This is a genomic window from Pimelobacter simplex (assembly GCF_024662235.1).
Classification (GTDB): Bacteria; Actinomycetota; Actinomycetes; order Propionibacteriales; family Nocardioidaceae; genus Nocardioides.
Window position 1 is genome coordinate 842,658 of record NZ_CP096276.1, and the last position, 18,249, is coordinate 860,906.

Consider the following 18,249-nt stretch of genomic DNA (forward strand, 5'->3'; position numbering starts at 1 on the left):
GTATCAGCGGTCAAGCGTGAGTTTCATCGGTCAAGTCCCCGCCGGAACCGCCGGAACCGCCGTGCGCGCCGGCCCGACCCCGCGGGCGCCCGACCGCCGATCAGCTGTGCTCAGGAGCGGTGGTGCTGTCCGGGGCGGGGGCCTCGTGCCCCTCGTGCTCGTCGGGCGCCTCGCCCGGCACGTGCCGGCGGCTGCGGCGGTGGCGCAGCTCGACCCAGAGGCCGCGGACGCCGGCCCGGCGCCCGCCGATCTCGGTGCCGTCGAGCTCGGTACCGGGCTCGTTGACGGCCTGGACGGCCGCGCGGGTCACCGGCAGCACGCCCTCGCCGCGGAAGGCCTCGAGCATCGTCTCCTCGTCGGGGACCTGCTCGAGCGCGGCGAGCACCGACGGCACCAGGACGCCGGCCAGGGCGCGGTAGCCGGCCACGGACGGGTGGAACTGGTCGGGGCCGAAGAGCAGGGCCGGGGCGGCGGCGAACTCGGGGCCGAGGATGTCGCCGAGCGAGACGGTCCGGCCGCCCTCCTCGATGACCGCGATGGTCTGGGCGGCGGCCAAGCGGCGGGACCAGGCGCGCGCGACCTGGCGCAGCGGCGGGGCGATCGGCTGGACCGTGCCCAGGTCGGGGCAGGTGCCGACGACGACCTTGCCGCCCGGCGCGATGAGGCGGCGTACGCCGTCGGCGAGGTAGCGCACCGAGTGCGAGGGCCGCACGGTGTGGGTGACGTCGTTGCCGCCGACGAGGATGACGGTGACGTCAGGTTCGATGGGCAGCGCCCGGTCGACCTGGGCGGCGAGGTCGGAGGACTTGGCCCCGACCACGCAGAACTCGCGCAGGTAGACGCGGCGGTCGGCGTGCTCGGCGACCGCGCTCGCGATGAGGGCGCCGGGGGTCTGCTCGACCCGCTCGGCGCCGTAGCCGGCAGCACTGGAGTCGCCGAGGACGGCGATCTTGATCGCGGGACCGGGCCGGCCGCGGCCGTACCAGCCGGTGGCGTCCGGCGGCGGCTCCTCGCGGGCGGGGCCGATCGTCTTGCGGGCCAGCTTGGCCTCGGCGCTCAGGACGCCGTAGAGGCCGGCGCCGAGGGCGGACAGCCCACCCCCGCCGTAGAGCGCGGCGGCGGCGAGCTTGCGGGCGGCGGACGCTTTGCTCACGCGGGCCATGCTACGGAGGGCCCGATACGGTGATCCCATGGAGTACGTCGAGTCCTTGCTGCAGCTGATCGGCAACACCCCGCTGGTCCGGCTCAATCGTTCCCTCGACCTTCCCGCCGACGGACCGTTGGTGCTGGCGAAGGTGGAGTACCTCAACCCCGGCGGTTCGGTGAAGGACCGGATCGCCACGCGCATGATCGAGGCCGCCGAGGCCTCCGGCGCGCTCAAGCCCGGCGGCACGATCGTCGAGCCGACGTCCGGCAACACCGGCGTCGGGCTGGCGATGGTGGCCCAGCAGAAGGGCTACAAGTGCATCTTCGTGTGCCCCGACAAGGTCAGCGAGGACAAGCGCAACGTCCTCAAGGCCTACGGCGCCGAGGTCGTGGTCTGCCCGACCGCCGTCGCGCCCGAGCACCCCGACTCCTACTACAACGTCTCCGACCGGCTCGCCAGCCAGCCCGGTGCCTGGAAGCCCGACCAGTACTCGAACCCGCACAACCCGCGCTCCCACTACGAGGAGACCGGTCCCGAGCTGTGGCGCCAGACCGAGGGGAAGATCACCCACTTCGTCGCGGGCGTGGGCACCGGCGGCACGATCTCCGGCATCGGCCGCTACCTCAAGGAGCAGAACGCGGCCGTCGAGGTGATCGGCGCCGACCCCGCCGGGTCGGTCTACTCCGGTGGCACCGGGCGCCCCTACCTGGTCGAGGGTGTCGGTGAGGACTTCTGGCCCGAGACCTACGACCGCGGCGTGGCCGACCGGATCATCGAGGTCTCCGACGCCGACTCGTTCGCCTTCACCCGCCGCCTGGCCCGCGAGGAGCAGATGCTCGTCGGCGGCTCCTCCGGCATGGCCGCGTTCGCCGCGCGCCAGCTGGCCCAGGAGCTCGCGGCCGCGGGCCGCAACGACGCCGTCATCGTGGTCCTGCTGCCCGACTCGGGACGTGGCTACCTGAGCAAGGTCTTCAACGACGACTGGCTCGCGCAGTACGGCTTCAGCACCGGCCAGCCCCAGCCGGCCCGCACCGTCGGCGAGATCCTCAGCTCCAAGACCGGCGGCCTGCCGGCGCTGGTGCACACCCACCCCAACGAGACCATCGCCGAGGCGGTCCAGATCCTCCAGGAGTACGCCGTCTCGCAGATGCCCGTCGTGCGCGCCGAGCCGCCGATCGTGGCGGCCGAGGTGGCCGGCTCGGTCTCCGAGCGCGCGCTGCTCGACGCGGTGTTCACCGGCAAGGCCAAGCTCACCGACCCGGTCGAGCAGCACATGTCGCCGGCGCTGCCGACGATCGGCTCGACCGAGGACGCCACGGCCGCCGTACCGCTGCTCGAGTCGGCCGACGCGGTGCTCGTGCACGAGGACGGCAAGCCGGTCGGGGTGCTCACCCGGCACGACCTGCTGCAGTTCCTGGCCCGCGGCTGACCGAGAGCGACCCGAGCGGGCACGCCGGGCCCCGGGAAACCCCGGGCGCCCGGCGTCTCGATCACGTAGCGTCGCGCGCGTGGTGGAGAGCGCGAACTTCCAGGTCGACCTACGCGGCGTCGTCGACCTCCTGAGCCATCACCTCTACTCGAGCGAGCGGGTCTACGTCCGCGAGCTCCTGCAGAACGCCGTCGACGCGATCAACGCGCGCAGGCTGGCCGATCCGGCCGCGCCCGCGCGGATCGCGATCGAGGCCGACGGCACCGGCCTGACGATCACCGACACCGGGGTGGGCCTGGCGCCCGGCCAGGTGGGGGAGTTCCTCGCCACGATCGGGCGCAGCTCGAAGCGCGACGAGTGGGGCTTCCAGCGCGAGGGCTTCCTCGGCCAGTTCGGTATCGGGCTGCTCTCGGCGTTCATGGTCGCCGACGAGGTCCGAGTGCTCACTCAGCCGGTCGGCGAGGTGGCGACCGCCTGGACCGGCTCCGCCGACGGCACCTACCGGCAGCAGCCGGCGCCCGACCGTCCCGAGGTCGGTACGTCGGTCACCCTGGCTCCGATCCGCGGTGCCGAGCACTGGTTCGACCCCGTGACGGTGCGCGACCTGGTCGAGCTGTACGGCGCGATGCTGCCCTACGAGATCACCGTCAACGGCGAGCCCGTCGCCGGCCGGGCGCTGCCCTGGGACCGCAGCGCCGGTCCGGACCATCGCGCCGCCGAGATCGCCGGCTTCGCCCAGGACGTGCTCGGCTACACGCCGTTCGACGTGATCGATCTCCACGTCCCCGAGGCCGGGCTCGAGGGCGTCGCCCTGGTGCTGCCGTTCGCGGCCAACCCGGCGCAGCGGGCGACCCACCGGGTCTACCTCAAGCGGATGCTGCTCTCCGAGCACGCCGAGGGGCTGGTCCCGGACTGGGCGTTCTTCGTGCGCTGCATCGTCGACACCGAGCGGCTGCGCCCGACCGCCAACCGTGAGGCGCTCTTCGACGACGGCCTGCTCGAGGAGACCCGGCAGGCGATCGCGACCCAGCTGCGCGGCTGGATGGTGCGGCTGAGCACGACCCACCCCGAGCGGCTGCGCCGCTTCCTCGCGATCCACCACCTCGGCGTGCTGGCGCTTGCGCTCCACGACGACGACATGCTGCGGCTGGTCGACCGCTGGGTCGCGTTCGAGACCAACCGGGGCCGGATGAGCCTGGCAACGCTGCGCGAGCAGCACGGCGCGATCCGCTACGTGCGCAGCACCGAGGAGTTCCGCGCGCTCGCCGCCGTGGCCGCGGCCCAGGACGTCACCCTGCTCAACGGCGGCTACACCTACGCGACCGACATCGTCGAGCGGTTGCCCCAGGTCGACCCGTCGGCCGAGGTCGCGCCGTTCGAGCCGAGCGAGCTGGCGACCAGCTTCGAGCCGCTGGGGCCGGACGCCGAGCGGGCGCTGCGCGACTTCGTCGTCCTGGCGCAGGAGGCGATGGAGCCGGTGGGCTGCGACATCGTCGTCCGCTCCTTCGCGCCGAGCACGCTGCCGGCGCTCTACCTCGTCGACAGCGACACGGCGTTCGGCGCAGAGCTGCGCCGTACTCGCGACCAGGTGGACGGCCTGTGGGCCGACGTCCTCGGCGCGCTCGACGACACACCCGCCCAGGAGACCCGGCCCCAGCTGGTGCTCAACCACCGCAGCCCGCTCGTCCGACGGCTCAGCGCGATCACCGCGCCCGACATCGTCCGGCTCACCGTCGAGGGGCTCTACGGCCAGGCGCTGGTCCAGGGCAACCACCCGGTCCGGCCGGCCGACTCGGCCCTGATGAACCGCTCCTTCCTCGGCCTGCTCGAGCAGGCCGTGCCCCGTGACCGCGACCCGTCCGAGGAGGACCTGGCCCGATGAGCGACGACCTGCAGACCGCGCTGTGGCAGGCCGGTGACTTGCCCAACGGCAAGACTCGGAGCCGGGCCTTCGAGGCGGTCGCCCAGCGTGCCGACGGCGTCGACCTCGACGTTGCGTTCGAGGCACGGGTGAACCTGGCGCACTCCTACGTGATGGGTGGCGAGCGGCGCCGGATGATGGTGCCGTTCGCGTGGTGCCTGGCCGAGAGCGACAAGGACCCGGCCCGGTTCGAGGAGCACACCCACATGCTGCTGTGGGCCTTCAAGTACGTGCCGTCCACGCTCGTGCGCTTCCCCGAGGTGCCGCTCGCGATGACCCTGTCGACGCTCGACGACATGGAGCGGCGCTACCGCCTCGCCGGGCAGTCGATGCACGCCGTGCACATGAGCCGGCACAGCGTGGCCCGTCACGTCGGCGACCTCGAGACCGCCGCCGAGGAGTTCCGGCTGTGGCGCGCGGCGCCGCGCGACGACCTGTCCGACTGCCTCGGCTGCGACCCCAGCAACCAGGTCGAGTACCTCACCCAGCACGGCCGGTACGCCGAGGCGGTCGGCCTCGCCCGGCCGGTCCTGGCCGGCAGCCTCACCTGCTCCGAGCAGCCCCAGGAGATGCAGGCGATCGCGCTCGAGTCGTTCGTCGCCGAGGGCCTGCTCGACGACGCGGTCCAGGCCCACCGCGCGGGCTACCGCGCCCACCGCGGGCGGGCTCGGCACCTGGGCAATATCGCCCACCACCTGCGGTTCTGCGCCAGCACCGGCAACGACCTGCGCGCGCTCGAGATCCTCGACGCCCACCTGCCGCTCATCGACGACGCCGACTCCACGGCCAGCCGGATGGAGGTCGCCGTCGCGGCCGCCCACGCGCTGCGCCGGCTCGCGGTCCTGGACGGCGGCCTCACCGTGCGCACCACCGCGGGTCAGGTCCCGGTCGGCCAGGCCGCTGACGAGCTGGCCACCCTCGCCACCGACCTGGCGGCGCTCTTCGACGAGCGCAACGGCACCGGCCGGCAGGGCGAGCTGGTCCAGCAGCGGCTGGCCGAGGAGCCCTGGCTCGACTACCTGCCGCTGTCCGCGACGGCCGAGCGGGCGCACCGGGCCCGGCAGCGGATGCGCGCCGCCGCCGTCGTACCGGACGAAACGGCTGCCGAGCCGCTGGACGGCGACGTCTCCGTGGTCGCCGTCGACGAGCTGCTCGACGTGGCCGAGGCCGCCTGGTGGGACCAGGCGGTCGCCCGGGCGGGCGCGGCCTGGGCGGCCTTCGAAGAGGCCGTCGCCCCCGACCGCCGTACGGCGCTCGACGGGGCGCGCCTCACCGAGGGCGCCGCCCTGCGCGCCTGGGCCGACGGTGACCTCGACGGCGCGCTCGAGGGACTGCGCACCGCCCTGCTCGGGTACGACGGCGTCGCCGCCGAGGAACGCGCACTGCGCACCCGTGCCCGGATCGCCGGCCTGCTCATCGCCCGCGGCGAGATCGACGAGGCCGTGGCCACCGGCGAGGGGCCGATCCGGGCTCTGCTCGCGTCCTCCGACGACGAACGGCGGACGACCTGGATCATCCGCCTGGCCCGGCTGCTGGTCGAGTCCGGCCGGGCCGACGAGGCCGAGGAGACGCTCGGCCAGGCCGACCTGACCGCGCTGTCGCGCGACGACCGGATGGCCGGCGGCTTCCTGGCCGGCGAGATCGCCACCGCGCGCGAGCAGCACGAGCTCGCCATCGAGCGGTTCACCGACGTCGTCGAGCTCGCCGCCGACGGACCCGAGCTGGTCATGCCGCTGTGGCGCCGGGGCCGCGCCCACCTGGCGCTCGGCTCGGCGGCCGGCGCGGTCGACGACCTGGGGGAGGCGGTCGCCGTGCTGTCGGTGATCGACCAGCGCAACCCGATGCTCCAGGCCGACCTGGCCGAGGCCTACCTCCAGGCGGGCGACCCCGACTCCGCCGCCCAGGCGGCCGAGGAGATGCTCGTCCTCATCGGCCGCGCCGACCGGCAGCCGCTGACCGCCCACCTGCACGACCTCGCGATGCGCGCCAGCGAGGCGCTGGCCGACTGGACCGATGCGCTCGAGCGGGCCCGGCTGCTGCAGGAGCACGCGATCGAGCGCGACGAGCCGGGCTGGCTGCTGCACCTGATCGACCGCGAGGCGACCTTCCTCGAGGGCCTCGAGCTGCCCGCCGAGTCCGCCGGACGCTGGGCGGCCGGCGCCGACCTCGCCCTGGGGCAGGGGTGGGACCTCGACGCGGTCCGCTTCCTGCGCTGCGCGGCCGGCGCCGCGCACTGGGCCGGGGACGACGAGCGCGCGGCCGGCGGCCTCGAGACCGCGACCGCCCGCCTGGCCGGGCTCGACCCGGCCGAGCCGGAAGTCCGCTTCCACGGGGCCGGTGTCCTGGTCCAGCGTGCCGAGCTCGCGCTCGCCGCGGGCGACCCGGCCGGGGCCGGGCGGCTGGCCCGCGAGGGGCAGGCGGCCCACCTGGCGATCGGCGCGACGGAGGCCGCCGTGGGCGCGCTGCTGCTGCGGCTCGACGCGGGGGACGACGTACCGGTCGCCGAGCTGCGGGCGCTGTGGGACGAGCTCGATCCCGAGCGGCCGCGCTGGTACCGCCTGGGCTACTGCCTCGCCGACGCGTTGCGCGACGCGGGGGACGCCGTGGCGGCCGACGAGGTCACCGCCCGGCTCGACTCCTAGCCCGCCGGGGGCGCGTAGTAGCGGCACCCGTGATGGAAGGCGAAGCCCAGTGTCTCCCAGAACGCCTGCCCGCCGGGGTTGTCGGCCTCGACGTGCAGCCACGCGGTGAGCGCGCCCTGCTCGGCCGACCAGCTCAGCAGGCGTGCGACCACGGCCGCGCCCATCCCACGCCGCCGGTACGACGGGTCCACGGTGACGCCGTGCAGCCCGACCCAGTCGCCGTCGACCGCCGCGTGCCCCTCGGCCACCGGGTCGCAGCCGGTGCCCGCGCTGACGACCGCGCGGGGGCCGGTGACGGACAGCTCGACCGGTGTAGCCGGTGCCGTCGCGGACGGCGGGAGCGCGCGGCGTACCCGGGAGACGGAGGCGAGCCACAGCTCGGAGTCGCCGACCGGCAGGGGGAGCCAGCCCGCGGCGCGCACGGCCGCCTCGACGTCGGAGCCGGTCTCGACCTGGACCAGCGGGTCGCGGCCGCGCTCGGCGTAGAAGGCGGCGACGGCGGCGAGCGCCTCGTCGACCGGGCGGTCGGGGTCGCCCATCGCCAGGCACGAGTTGGCGCGCTTGAGCAGCCGGCCGGTGGGCGCGGTCTCGGTCCGCAGGGTCCAGGCGCCCAGCGGCGTGGTCGCGACCGTGGGCCACAGGGCGGCGGTGTGCGCCTCGGCGTCACGCGAGCTCACCCGCATCCGCACCGGCGGACGCGGCGGGACCGGCTTGCCGGAGACGACGTCGGCGAGCACGATCCGTACCTTCTCGCCGTCGGCCCGCTCGACCAGGCAGGTCTCCTCGTCCCAGGCCAGGCAGGTGCCGAGCACGTCGGTGAAGGCGGGGCCACCGCTCGGTCCGGTCTGTCCGCGCAGCACCCGCCGCACGACGATCCGCTGCCCCACGACGTGGGGTCCGAGGAGATGACGTCCAGAATCCGGGGGTCTGCGCGCATCGGGCACGCCGGGGATACTAGGCTGACCCCGATACGAAACACATTCGTGTCTGACTTTTGCCGCTAGTCCTGGTCCAGGAGGAACCGATGACCTACATCATCTCGCAGCCGTGCGTCGATGTTAAGGACCGTGCTTGCGTCGATGAGTGTCCGGTCGACTGCATCTACGAGGGCAAGCGGATGCTCTACATCCACCCCGACGAGTGCGTCGACTGCGGTGCCTGCGAGCCGGTCTGCCCGGTCGAGGCGATCTTCTACGAGGACGACGTCCCGGAGGAGTGGAAGGACTACTACGACGCCAACGTGAAGTTCTTCGACGACCTCGGTTCGCCCGGCGGTGCCGCCAAGATGGGCGAGATCGACAAGGACGCCGAGTTCATCGCTGCGCTCGACCCGCAGAACCAGGACCACTGAACACCGCGGTCTCGGGCCGCCTGCCCGACTTCCCCTGGGACAAGCTCACCGGGTACGCTGAGCAGGCGCGCGCGCACGCCGGCGGGATCGTCGACCTCTCGATCGGTACGCCGGTCGACCCGACGCCCGCCGTCGCCCGCCAGGCCCTGATCGACGCCGCCGACGCTCCGGGCTACCCGCTGACGGTGGGTGTCCCGGAGGTCCGGCAGGCCGTCGTCGACTGGCTCTCCGGCACCCACGGGGTGACCGGTCTCGGCGTCGACCAGGTGCTGCCGCTGATCGGCTCCAAGGAGTTCATCGCCTCGCTGCCGACGTACCTCGGGATCGGCGCGGGCGACCTGATCGGCTACCCGGCGCTGGCATACCCGACCTACGAGGTCGGCGCGGCCCTCGTCGGCGCGCGGGCGATCGCCACCGACGCGCTCACCACGTTCGGGCCCGAGACGCCGAAGCTGCTCTGGCTCAACTCGCCGTCGAACCCGTCGGGTCGGGTGCTGCCCAAGGAGCACCTCAAGAAGGTCGTCGACTGGTGCCGTGAGCGCGGCGTGCTGCTCGTCTCCGACGAGTGCTACCTCGACTGCGTGTGGGAGGGCGAGGCCTACTCGGCCCTGCACCCCGACATCTGCGGCGGCTCCGCCGACGGCATCCTCGTGGTCCACTCGCTCTCGAAGCGCTCCAACCTGGCCGGCTACCGCTGCGCGTTCGTCGCCGGCGACCGGTCGGTGATCGCCGAGCTGCTCGCGGTGCGCAAGAACCTCGGGATGATGATGCCCGCGCCCCAGCAGCACGCGATGGCGGCCGTCCTCGGCGACGAGGCGCACGTCGCGGAGCAGCACGAGCGCTACCGCGCGCGTCGTACCCGGCTGCGGGCGGCGCTCGAGGCGGCTGGCTACACGATCGACCACTCCGAGGCCTCGCTCTACCTGTGGACCACCCGCGGCCCCGACGGCCCGGACTGCTGGCAGCTCGTGGCCGACCTCGCCGCCCAGGGCATCCTGGTCGCGCCGGGCGCGTTCTACGGCGCCGCCGGCTCGCACCACGTCCGGATCGCGCTCACCGCGAGCGACGAGCGGATCGACGCGGCGGTGGAACGGCTCACACGCGGCTGACGGTCGCCGTTCGGCCGAGCACGCCGAGCAGGTGGTCGAGGTCGGTCGGGTCCGAGGTCAGCACGACCGCCTCGGGAGTGCAGAGCGTCGCGACGTGCGCATCCACGATGTCGCTCGTCCCGGCGCTGGCGAGGAGCCGCCCGATCCGGCGGGAGGCGCTCGCATCGATGGGCTGCTCATCGATGCCCCGGAGGGCGCGGGCCAGCCGGGCTTGTCGCGCACCGTTGCGCCAGGTCTGGGCGACCGCTCCGCTGCTCGTGCGCACCGGGATGCCCTCGTCGTGGGCCGCGCGGATCGCCGAGACCACCGCTCGGTTGCGCCACTCGACGGCGAGGAGCGCTCCGGTGTCCAGGACCAGGGTCATGACGTCGGCCCCTCGGACCAGCGCGCGGGCTTGCGGCGGAACAGTGCCCTGGCCTCGGCGAGCTCCTCCTCGGTGAAGGCGCCGTTCTCGGCCTCGAACTCGTCGAGGAACTGGCCGAGGTAGTGGTTGCGCAGCCGAGCGCCGGCGGCGTCCGCCATCCAGGCGCTGACGGAGAGCCCGGCCTCGGCGGCGGCCTCGCGCACGGCGGTGCCGACCTCGTCGTCCAAGGTGATCGTGATCCGGTCCATGCTTCGACGCTAGGCGCATATAATCGTATGCGCAACGGCGATGCCGGGGTCTGTGGAGAACCTCAGCGGAAAACGTCGATGTGGACGTGGTCGCGGTGCTCGAGGACCTTGCGGTCGCCCGCGGAGGACGACGGGGTGTAGTCGCGCCAGCCCTGGCGCCCGGCGGTCCAGATCTTCGCGTCGAAGATGACCGTGCGGATGTCGAGGCGGGCCGCGTTGGCGACCGCCCAGTGGGCCAGGGCCCAGCCCTTGGCGTTGTTGGCCTCGGTGATCGGGCGGACGAAGACGTCGATCGCGCGGCCGTCGTAGTGCGCCGAGCCCTCCATGTGCCCGGTGCGCACCCCGCCCGGGGCGTAGCCGCCGAGCGAGAGCCGGCCGAAGTGCCGCAACAGGTCCTCCCGTACGGCGTCCGCGCGCGGCGTCAGCCCGCTCGCGGTCAGCGCGGTGTCGGCCGAGGGTGCCCCGCCGTCGAGGTCGCAGCTGAAGCTCGCGGGGGAGTGGCCGGTCAGCGCCGAGGCCAGCGCCCGGCCGTCGGCCTCGTGGTCGGCGTACGCGTCGGGGTAGGCCGAGCGCTGCACGGCCTGGGCCGCGACCGTGATCTCCATGCCCTCGTAGCCGTCGACCTCGACCAGCGCGTCGAAGAACGCGTTGGCGGAGTAGGTCGGGTCGAGGATCTGCTTGCGCGTGCCCCAGCCCTGAGAGGGGCGCTGCTGGAAGAGCCCGATCGAGTCGCGGTCGCCGTAGTCGATATTGCGGAGCTTGGACTCCTGGTAGGCCGTGGCCAGCGCGATCGAGGTCGCCCGGGCGGGCAGCCCGCGGCGGACCGCGATCGCCGCGATGAGCGAGGCGTTCTCGGCCTGCTCGCCGCTCAGGTCGACGGTGTGGTCGGCGACGGTGACGGTGCAGTCACCGTCGGGACCGCCGACCAGGTCGTCGGTCACCCGCAGCACGACGACGCCGACGGTGACGATCGCCGCGAGGGCGACGACACCCGTCACCACCGCAGCGACCGCACTCGTCTTCACGGCTCCCAGTGTCCGGAGTGGGAAAAACGCGCGTCGTGCGAAGCGTCAGTTGGCGTGCAGCGCCGCGTTGAGCGCGATGCCCTCGCCCTGCCACGGAACGGCCTCGATGGCGCCCGTGACCGAGTTGCGGCGGAAGAGGACGTTGCTGGCGCCGGAGAGCTCGCGGGCCTTGACGACGCGGGCCTCGCGGCCGGGCTCGAGGACGGTGACCTTGGTGCCGGCGGTGACGTAGCAGCCGGCCTCGACGACGCAGTCGTCGCCGAGCGAGATGCCGACGCCGGCGTTGGCGCCGAGCAGGCAGCGCCGGCCGATCGCGATGGTCTCCTTGCCGCCGCCGGACAGGGTGCCCATGATCGACGCGCCGCCGCCCACGTCGGAGCCGTCGCCGACCACGACGCCGGCCGAGATCCGGCCCTCGACCATCGAGGTGCCGAGCGTGCCGGCGTTGAAGTTCACGAAGCCCTCGTGCATGACGGTGGTGCCCTCGGCCAGGTGGGCGCCGAGGCGGACCCGGTCGGCGTCGGCGATCCGGACGCCCGAGGGGATGACGTAGTCGACCAGGCGCGGGAACTTGTCGATGCCGTGGACGGTGACGTGCTGGCCGGCGGCCTGGAGCCGGGCGCGGGTGAGCTCGAAGCCCTCGATCGCGCAGGGGCCGGCGGAGGTCCACACGACGTTGGTGAGCAGGCCGAAGATGCCGTCGAGGTTCTGCCCGTGCGGCGCGACCAGCCGGGACGAGAGCAGGTGCAGGCGCAGCCACACCTCGGCGGTGCCGGCCGGGGCGACGGCCAGATCGGCGATCTCGACGAGCGTGACCTTGCGGGTGACGCCGCGCGCCTCGTCCGCGCCCTCGAGCGCGAGCAGGTCGGCGGGCGCCTGCGCGTCGGCGGGCTTGGTGCCCAGGGCCGGCGCGGGGAACCAGGTGTCGAGGACGGTCGAGCCGTCGGCGGCGTACGTGGTCAGGCCGAAGCCCCATGCGGAGGTCACGTGAGGAGAGTCTAGGGGGCCGGGGAACCGGCGCGGACCCCGCGTCGTCGGACGGACATGGCACGCGGATCCCGGCTCCTCCTCGCCCTCCTGGCGCTCCCGGGCGCGCTCGCGCTGACCGGCTGCGGGGACGACGGCCCGGTCGAGCTCGAGGTGACCGTCCAGGACTGGAGCGGGTGGCAGCGCGAGCAGCCCGAGCCCGAGCGGTTCACCCGGACCCTGGCGGAGGGCGACACGTTCACCGTCGACGTCCTGGGCGAGGACGACCTCGAGGTGACGCTCGTCGAGGTCGGCGGCGGCGAGATCGCCGTCGAGACGAGCGCCCGGCTGGCCGTGGACGGCGGCCTGCGCGACCTCGCGACGTCGTTCTCGTTCGAGCGCGGGGGCAGCATCGAGCTCGAGACCCCGACCCTCGACGCCGGGACGAGGGTCACGCTCGCCGAGCGGTGAGGGGAGCGGGTTCAGCCGTCGGCCAGGATCGCCAGCTGCCGGCTCTGGGCGAGCAGCCGGCCCTGGTCGTCCCACAGCTCGACGTCCTCGTCGTGGTAGCCGGCGAGGACGTGGCGCGAGGTGACGTGCCCGAGCGCCCACACGGTGCCGGGGGCGACCCGGCGCCGGAAGTGCACGGTCAGCTGGATCGTCGCGGACGCGAGGTGCCCGATCTCGGCGGTCACCGGCGGGAAGGCGTCGACCATGGCGCCGGCGAGCAGCGCGTCGACCGGGCGCTCGTCGGCGGCGCGGATCCAGCACAGCGACTCGGTCACGCCGGAGGGCTGTCCGGAGAGCCAGCCGGGCGCGGCCGGGGCGCGGTAGGTGTAGCGGTCGAGGATCGGCACCATGCCCTCGGGCACGAGGGCGCTGACGTCGGCGCACTCCTCGGGCCGCGGTACGGCGGGCGCGGAGTGCGGGGTGTGCTCGAAGGTGCCGGCGGCGTCCCAGTCGTGCGTGCTCACGACCGCGTGGGCGATCTCCTTGTCGTCCTGGACCAGCACCGCGTCGTACGTCGAGACGCGGCGCCCCGCGCGGACCTCGCGCACGGTGATGTCGGCCTCGCCGGTCGTGGCCGGGCGGAAGTAGGTGATCGCGATCGCCAGCGCGTCGGGGTGCTTCGACTCCTGGAGCGCGGCGTGGAGCAGCAGCGCCAGGATGTAGCCGCCGTTGGGCGTCTGGTTCGCGGTGTGCCAGTCGGCGGTGATCCGGACCCGGTGCCGGCCCTCGCCCAGCGGGGCGGAGGCGATGGCGTCGTCGAGGAGGTAGCTCACGCCCCCATCCTCCCGGAGCACTCCGACAGCCCCGCCATCACTCCCCGGTGGTGCCGTCGATGCACTCGCGGAGCAGGTCGGCGTGCCCGCAGTGGCGGGCGTACTCCTCGATCATGTGCACGAGGATGTCGCGCACGCTCGCGGTCTCGGTGCCGTCGCGGAAGGTGACGACCTCGCCGAGCGTGGCGTCCGTCTGGAGGTCGAGCCAGGCGTCGGCGAGCGCGACCTGCTCGCGCCAAGCAGCGTCGGCCTCGTCGACGGCGGCCTGGGTCGCCTCGACCTGCGCGAACCCGGCGTCGCCGTCGTCGTCGTGGAGCCGCGGACCGGGACGGCCCTGGAGCGCCATCTGGAACCAGAAGTGCTCGACCCGCGCCATGTGCCGCACCATCCCGAGCAGGCTGAGCCGGCTCGGCGGCACCGAGCGGCGGGCGAGGTCGGCCGGCGCGAGACCGGCGCACTTGCGGGCCAGCGTCTTGCGGTACTCGCCCAGGTAGTCGCGGTAGTTCGCGAGCTCGTCGCTCGGCGGCGCCGGCAGCGGGCGGACCGGGGGAGCGGGCGCCACGATGTAGCCGTCCTCCCACTCCGGCAGGCTCGGGTAGACCTGGAGCGTCCCGGGCCGCTCGTGCCACAGCCAGGCCAGGTGCGCGCAGAGGACGCCGTCGAGCTCGTCCTCGACCGCGTTGAGGTCGCCCTGCGTCCCCGCGTCCCGTACGGCGCCCGCGAGTGCCGCCCAGCCCGCGTGCCCCGCGAGGGCGAGCTCGGCGATGCCCTCCAGGTGGCCGACCAGCTCGGCGAAGGCGGCCCGGCGCACGTCGTACGGGAACTTGGACTTGTAGGTCAGCCGCTCCGGCAGCGCGAACAGCGCCACCATCGCCGGGTGCGGGTAGACCTCGATGCACACCGGCCACCCCGCGCTGCCGCGGTGGGTCGGCGCCACGCTCCACCCGAAGCGGTCGGCGAGCACCTTGGCCCGCGGCTCGGCCATCCCGGGGCGGCCCTGGTTGGCGGTGTGGGCGCCGATCTTGAAGGTCCCGTAGGCCCGGCTGATCGCGGTCTCCGCAGCCCGCTGGCCCGTCTCGTTGGGCACCAGCAGCGGCGCGTCGACCGCGGCCACGACCACGGTCCCGGGCAGGGCCTCGACCCACGCCGCGATCTCGTCGTCGGAGGACACGGTCGCGCTGGCGACGAGGGCGCCGGCGGCGTCCACGGCCGCCAGGCCGGTCCGGCCGTTGACCCAGGCGAGGTCGATCCCGACGAACAGCTTCTGCTCCGAGGCGCTCACCTGCCCCACCCTAGGGAGGCCCGGGGACAAACCGGTTTCCGGATCGGGTGCCCCACGCCCTACGCTGGGGGCAAGGCGTTCGAGCCGTCATCAGCGGCGAGCCCCGGGAAGAACGGCTCCGGCCCAGTAGAACCCGGCGGGTAGGCCCGTCACAGCCTGCAACGAGCGGTCGTCCCCGTCACCGGCGGGAGCGGCAAGCGAGGTGGTACCGCGGCAGACGTCGTCCTCGTGCAGACCACGCACGAGACGCAGGAGACCAGCCGATGACCTACCCCAAGGTCACCACCGACCCGACCGCCGGCCAGGGTGCCGTCCCGAGCTCGCCGCGGTTCCCCGCGATCGAGGAGCGGATCCTCGCCTACTGGGCCGAGGACGACACCTTCCGTGCGTCGGTCGCGCAGCGCGACCCCGGCGCCGACGGCGCGAACGAGTTCGTCTTCTACGACGGCCCGCCGTTCGCCAACGGCCTGCCCCACTACGGCCACCTGCTCACCGGCTACGTCAAGGACATCGTGCCGCGCTACCAGACCATGCGCGGCAAGCGCGTGGAGCGCCGGTTCGGCTGGGACACCCACGGCCTGCCCGCCGAGCTCGAGGCGATGCGCCTCAACGGCATCAAGACCACCGACGAGATCGTCGAGATGGGCATCGACAACTTCAACGACGCCTGCCGGGCGTCGGTGCTCAAGTACACCGGTGAGTGGCGCGACTACGTCACCCGCCAGGCGCGTTGGGTCGACTTCGACAACGACTACCGGACCATGAACCCCGAGTTCATGGAGTCGGTGCTGTGGGCGTTCAAGAGCCTGTTCGACAAGGGCCTGGTCTACGAGGGCTTCCGCGTGCTGCCCTACTGCTGGAACGACGAGACGCCGCTGTCGAACCACGAGCTGCGGATGGACGACGACGTCTACCAGATGCGCCAGGACCCCGCGGTCACCGTCGGGTTCGCCATCACCACGCCGGGTGACCTCGCCGGCGCCAAGCTGCTGGTCTGGACGACGACCCCGTGGACGCTGCCCAGCAACCTCGCGGTGATGGTCGGCTCCGACATCGACTACGTCGTGGTCGAGCACGAGGGCGACCGGCTCGTCCTCGCCGAGGCCCGCCTCGCGGCGTACGCCCGTGAGCTGGGCGAGGAGCCCACGATCACCTGGCGGGGCAAGGGATCGGACCTGCTCGGCCTCGTCTACGCCCCGCCGTTCTCCTACTTCGCCGACCACGAGAACGCCTTCCGCGTCGTGGCCGCCGACGAGGCCGTGACGACCACCGACGGTACGGGCCTCGTGCACAGCGCCGGCGCCTTCGGTGAGGTCGACAAGGAGGTCACCGACCGCGAGGGCATCGAGCCGGTCATGCCGGTCGGCAAGGACGGCCGGTTCACCGTGCCCGTCGACGACTACGCCGGCATGCTGGTCTTCGACGCCAACGCGCACATCATCGACGACCTCAAGAGCACGGGCGGTGCCGTCACGCCCGGAACGCTGCTGCTGCGTCGCGAGACCTACGACCACTCGTACCCGCACTGCTGGCGCTGCCGCGAGCCCCTGATCTACAAGGGTGTGAGCAGCTGGTTCGTCGAGGTGACGGCGTTCAAGGCGCGCATGGCTGAGCTCAACCAGGAGATCCGCTGGGTCCCCGAGCACATCAAGGACGGCCAGTTCGGCAAGTGGGTCGACAACGCCCGCGACTGGTCGATCACCCGCAACCGGTTCTGGGGATCGCCCGTCCCGGTCTGGAAGTCGGACGACCCGGCGTACCCGCGGATCGACGTCTACGGCTCCTTCGAGGAGATCGAGCGCGACTTCGGCCGCCTGCCCCGCAACGCCCAGGGCGAGCGCGACCTGCACCGCCCGTGGGTCGACGAGCTGACCCGGCCCAACCCGGACGACCCGACCGGGAAGTCGACGATGCGCCGCGTCACCGACGTCCTCGACGTGTGGTTCGACTCGGGCTCGATGAGCTTCGGCCAGGTGCACTACCCGTTCGAGAACAAGGAGTGGTTCGAGAACCACTTCCCGGCGGACTTCATCGTCGAGTACATCGGCCAGACCCGCGGCTGGTTCTACACGCTGCACATCCTGGCCACCGCGCTCTTCGACAAGCCGGCGTTCTCGTCGTGCATCAGCCACGGCATCGTGCTCGGCTCCGACGGCAACAAGATGTCGAAGTCGCTGCGCAACTACCCCGACGTCTCCGAGGTCTTCGACCGCGACGGCGCCGACGCGATGCGCTGGTTCCTGATGGCCTCGCCGATCCTGCGCGGCGGCAACCTCGTCGTCACCGAGCAGGGCATCCGCGACGCCGTGCGCCAGGTGATGATCCCGCTCTGGAACACGTGGTACTTCTTCGCGCTCTACGCCAACGCCGAGCAGTACGACGCCACCGGCCGCACCGACTCGACCGACCCCCTCGACCGCTACCTGCTCGCCAAGACGCGCCAGTACGTCGAGAAGCTCAGCGCCGAGATGGACGCCTACGCCATCGCCGACGCCTGCGAGACCACGCGGACCTTCCTCGACGTGCTGACCAACTGGTACGTCCGCCGCTCGCGGGAGCGCTTCTGGGAGGGCAAGCCGGAGGCCTTCGAGACCCTCGCCGCCGTCCTCGACGTGGTCTGCCGCGCCGTGGCGCCGCTACTGCCGCTGACCACCGAGGAGATCTGGCGCGGCCTGACCGGCGGCCGCTCGGTGCACCTGGCCGACTGGCCCGACGTCTCCGCGCTGCCCGCCGACGACGCCCTCGTCGCGGCCATGGACCAGGTCCGCGAGGTCTGCTCGGCGACGTCCGCGCTGCGCAAGGCCGCCAAGCTGCGCAACCGCCTGCCGCTCTCGGGCCTGACCGTCGTGGTCGAGGACCCGGTCGCGCTGGAGCCCTTCGCGGCGATCGTCGCCGACGAGGTCAACGTCCGCGCCGTGCGCCTCCTCGCCGCCGAGTCGCCCGAGGCGGCGAGCTTCGGCGTCGAGCAGAAGCTCACCGTCAACGCCCGCGCCGCCGGTCCGCGCCTCGGCAAGGACGTCCAGCTCGCCATCAAGGGCTCGAAGTCCGGCGACTGGTCCGTCGCGGCCGACGGCACCGTCACCTCCGGCGGCCTGGCCCTGGTCGAGGGCGAGTACTCGCTCGAGACGGCCGTCGGCGACGCCGCCGAGGGCACCGCCACCGGCATGCTTCCCAGCGGCGGCTTCGTCGTCCTCGACACCCTCGTCACCGCCGAGCTCGCCGAGGAGGGCCTGGCCCGCGACCTCGTCCGCGCCGTGCAGCAGCTGCGCCGCGACAGCGGCCTGGACGTCACCGACCGGATCGAGCTGGTGGTCTCCGGCGCGGCGCCGGTCCTCGCCGCGGCCCGCACGCACGAGGCGCTCATCGCGGGCGAGACCCTGGCGACGTCGTACACGGTGGGGGAGGCAGGCGCGCCCGGCGCGACCGAGGTCGTCGTCGGTGACGGCGACAAGGCGACGCTCAGCCTCGAGCGGGCCTAGGGC

Annotated in this window: 15 protein-coding genes; 7 read left to right on the forward strand and 8 right to left on the reverse strand. The window is 73.2% G+C overall.

Features of this window, described 5'->3' with window-relative positions; all coding sequences use genetic code 11:
• Nucleotides 1-100 precede the first annotated feature (100 nt).
• The gene (locus M0M48_RS04000) at nucleotides 101-1,153 is read right to left on the reverse strand and encodes an SGNH/GDSL hydrolase family protein (protein WP_257750159.1); all 1,053 of its coding nucleotides are present in this window, start codon (nucleotides 1,151-1,153) and stop codon (nucleotides 101-103) included.
• Nucleotides 1,154-1,190: 37 nt separating this feature from the next.
• On the opposite strand from M0M48_RS04000, the gene M0M48_RS04005 reads away from it, so the two are divergent.
• The 3 genes from M0M48_RS04005 (at nucleotide 1,191) to M0M48_RS04015 (ending at nucleotide 7,139) form a co-directional block, all read left to right on the forward strand.
• On the forward strand, nucleotides 1,191-2,576 hold the full coding sequence (locus M0M48_RS04005) for a cystathionine beta-synthase (protein ID WP_257750160.1): 1,386 nt from the start codon (nucleotides 1,191-1,193) through the stop codon (nucleotides 2,574-2,576).
• A gap of 79 nt (nucleotides 2,577-2,655) precedes the next feature.
• Nucleotides 2,656-4,458, forward strand: coding sequence for an HSP90 family protein (locus M0M48_RS04010; protein ID WP_257750161.1), 1,803 nt, complete (start codon nucleotides 2,656-2,658; stop codon nucleotides 4,456-4,458).
• Nucleotides 4,455-7,139 carry a hypothetical protein gene (locus tag M0M48_RS04015; RefSeq protein ID WP_257750162.1) on the forward strand — a complete coding sequence of 895 codons (2,685 nt, stop codon included), beginning with the start codon at nucleotides 4,455-4,457 and terminating at the stop codon, nucleotides 7,137-7,139. Before M0M48_RS04010 ends, M0M48_RS04015 begins: the two co-directional genes overlap by 4 nt.
• Here M0M48_RS04015 and M0M48_RS04020 read toward each other — a convergent pair.
• Nucleotides 7,136-8,026, reverse strand: a complete 891-nt coding sequence (locus M0M48_RS04020) for a GNAT family N-acetyltransferase (protein ID WP_257750163.1) — start codon at nucleotides 8,024-8,026, stop codon at nucleotides 7,136-7,138. The genes M0M48_RS04015 and M0M48_RS04020 overlap by 4 nt on opposite strands.
• A 137-nt stretch (nucleotides 8,027-8,163) precedes the next feature.
• Here M0M48_RS04020 and fdxA point away from each other — a divergent pair, with 137 nt between their 5' ends.
• Both fdxA and dapC read left to right on the forward strand, forming a co-directional pair.
• On the forward strand, nucleotides 8,164-8,490 hold the full coding sequence (gene fdxA, locus M0M48_RS04025) for a ferredoxin (protein ID WP_215815589.1): 327 nt from the start codon (nucleotides 8,164-8,166) through the stop codon (nucleotides 8,488-8,490).
• Nucleotides 8,487-9,599: a succinyldiaminopimelate transaminase gene (dapC, locus tag M0M48_RS04030; protein WP_257754450.1), complete on the forward strand. Its 1,113-nt coding sequence runs from the start codon at nucleotides 8,487-8,489 to the stop codon at nucleotides 9,597-9,599. The genes fdxA and dapC overlap by 4 nt, the downstream gene beginning before the upstream one ends.
• Here the strand turns inward: dapC and M0M48_RS04035 are convergent.
• The 4 genes from M0M48_RS04035 to dapD form a co-directional block, all read right to left on the reverse strand.
• On the reverse strand, nucleotides 9,586-9,963 hold the full coding sequence (locus M0M48_RS04035) for a hypothetical protein (RefSeq protein ID WP_215815588.1): 378 nt from the start codon (nucleotides 9,961-9,963) through the stop codon (nucleotides 9,586-9,588). The genes dapC and M0M48_RS04035 overlap by 14 nt on opposite strands.
• A complete protein-coding gene (locus M0M48_RS04040) occupies nucleotides 9,960-10,211 on the reverse strand; it encodes a hypothetical protein (RefSeq protein ID WP_257750164.1) in 252 nt (83 codons plus the stop codon). The genes M0M48_RS04035 and M0M48_RS04040 overlap by 4 nt, the downstream gene beginning before the upstream one ends.
• A gap of 62 nt (nucleotides 10,212-10,273) precedes the next feature.
• Complete coding sequence (locus M0M48_RS04045) at nucleotides 10,274-11,236, reverse strand: hypothetical protein (RefSeq protein ID WP_215815586.1); 963 nt, start codon at nucleotides 11,234-11,236, stop codon at nucleotides 10,274-10,276.
• A 45-nt stretch (nucleotides 11,237-11,281) separates the two neighbouring features.
• Nucleotides 11,282-12,223, reverse strand: coding sequence for a 2,3,4,5-tetrahydropyridine-2,6-dicarboxylate N-succinyltransferase (gene dapD / locus M0M48_RS04050; protein ID WP_215815585.1), 942 nt, complete (start codon nucleotides 12,221-12,223; stop codon nucleotides 11,282-11,284).
• Between the two features lie 57 nt (nucleotides 12,224-12,280).
• On the opposite strand from dapD, the gene M0M48_RS04055 reads away from it, so the two are divergent.
• The gene (locus M0M48_RS04055) at nucleotides 12,281-12,673 is read left to right on the forward strand and encodes a hypothetical protein (RefSeq protein WP_257750165.1); all 393 of its coding nucleotides are present in this window, start codon (nucleotides 12,281-12,283) and stop codon (nucleotides 12,671-12,673) included.
• 11 nt (nucleotides 12,674-12,684) lie between these two features.
• Here the strand turns inward: M0M48_RS04055 and M0M48_RS04060 are convergent, their stop codons facing one another.
• Both M0M48_RS04060 and M0M48_RS04065 read right to left on the reverse strand, forming a co-directional pair.
• Nucleotides 12,685-13,485, reverse strand: coding sequence for an acyl-CoA thioesterase (locus M0M48_RS04060; RefSeq protein ID WP_215815583.1), 801 nt, complete (start codon nucleotides 13,483-13,485; stop codon nucleotides 12,685-12,687).
• A 37-nt stretch (nucleotides 13,486-13,522) separates the two neighbouring features.
• Nucleotides 13,523-14,767 (reverse strand): DUF429 domain-containing protein, encoded by a 1,245-nt coding sequence (locus M0M48_RS04065; RefSeq protein WP_257750166.1) that lies wholly within the window; start codon nucleotides 14,765-14,767, stop codon nucleotides 13,523-13,525.
• Between the two features lie 263 nt (nucleotides 14,768-15,030).
• Between M0M48_RS04065 and ileS the strand changes: the two genes are divergently transcribed.
• On the forward strand, nucleotides 15,031-18,246 hold the full coding sequence (ileS, locus tag M0M48_RS04070) for an isoleucine--tRNA ligase (RefSeq protein WP_257750167.1): 3,216 nt from the start codon (nucleotides 15,031-15,033) through the stop codon (nucleotides 18,244-18,246).
• Nucleotides 18,247-18,249 lie beyond the last annotated feature (3 nt).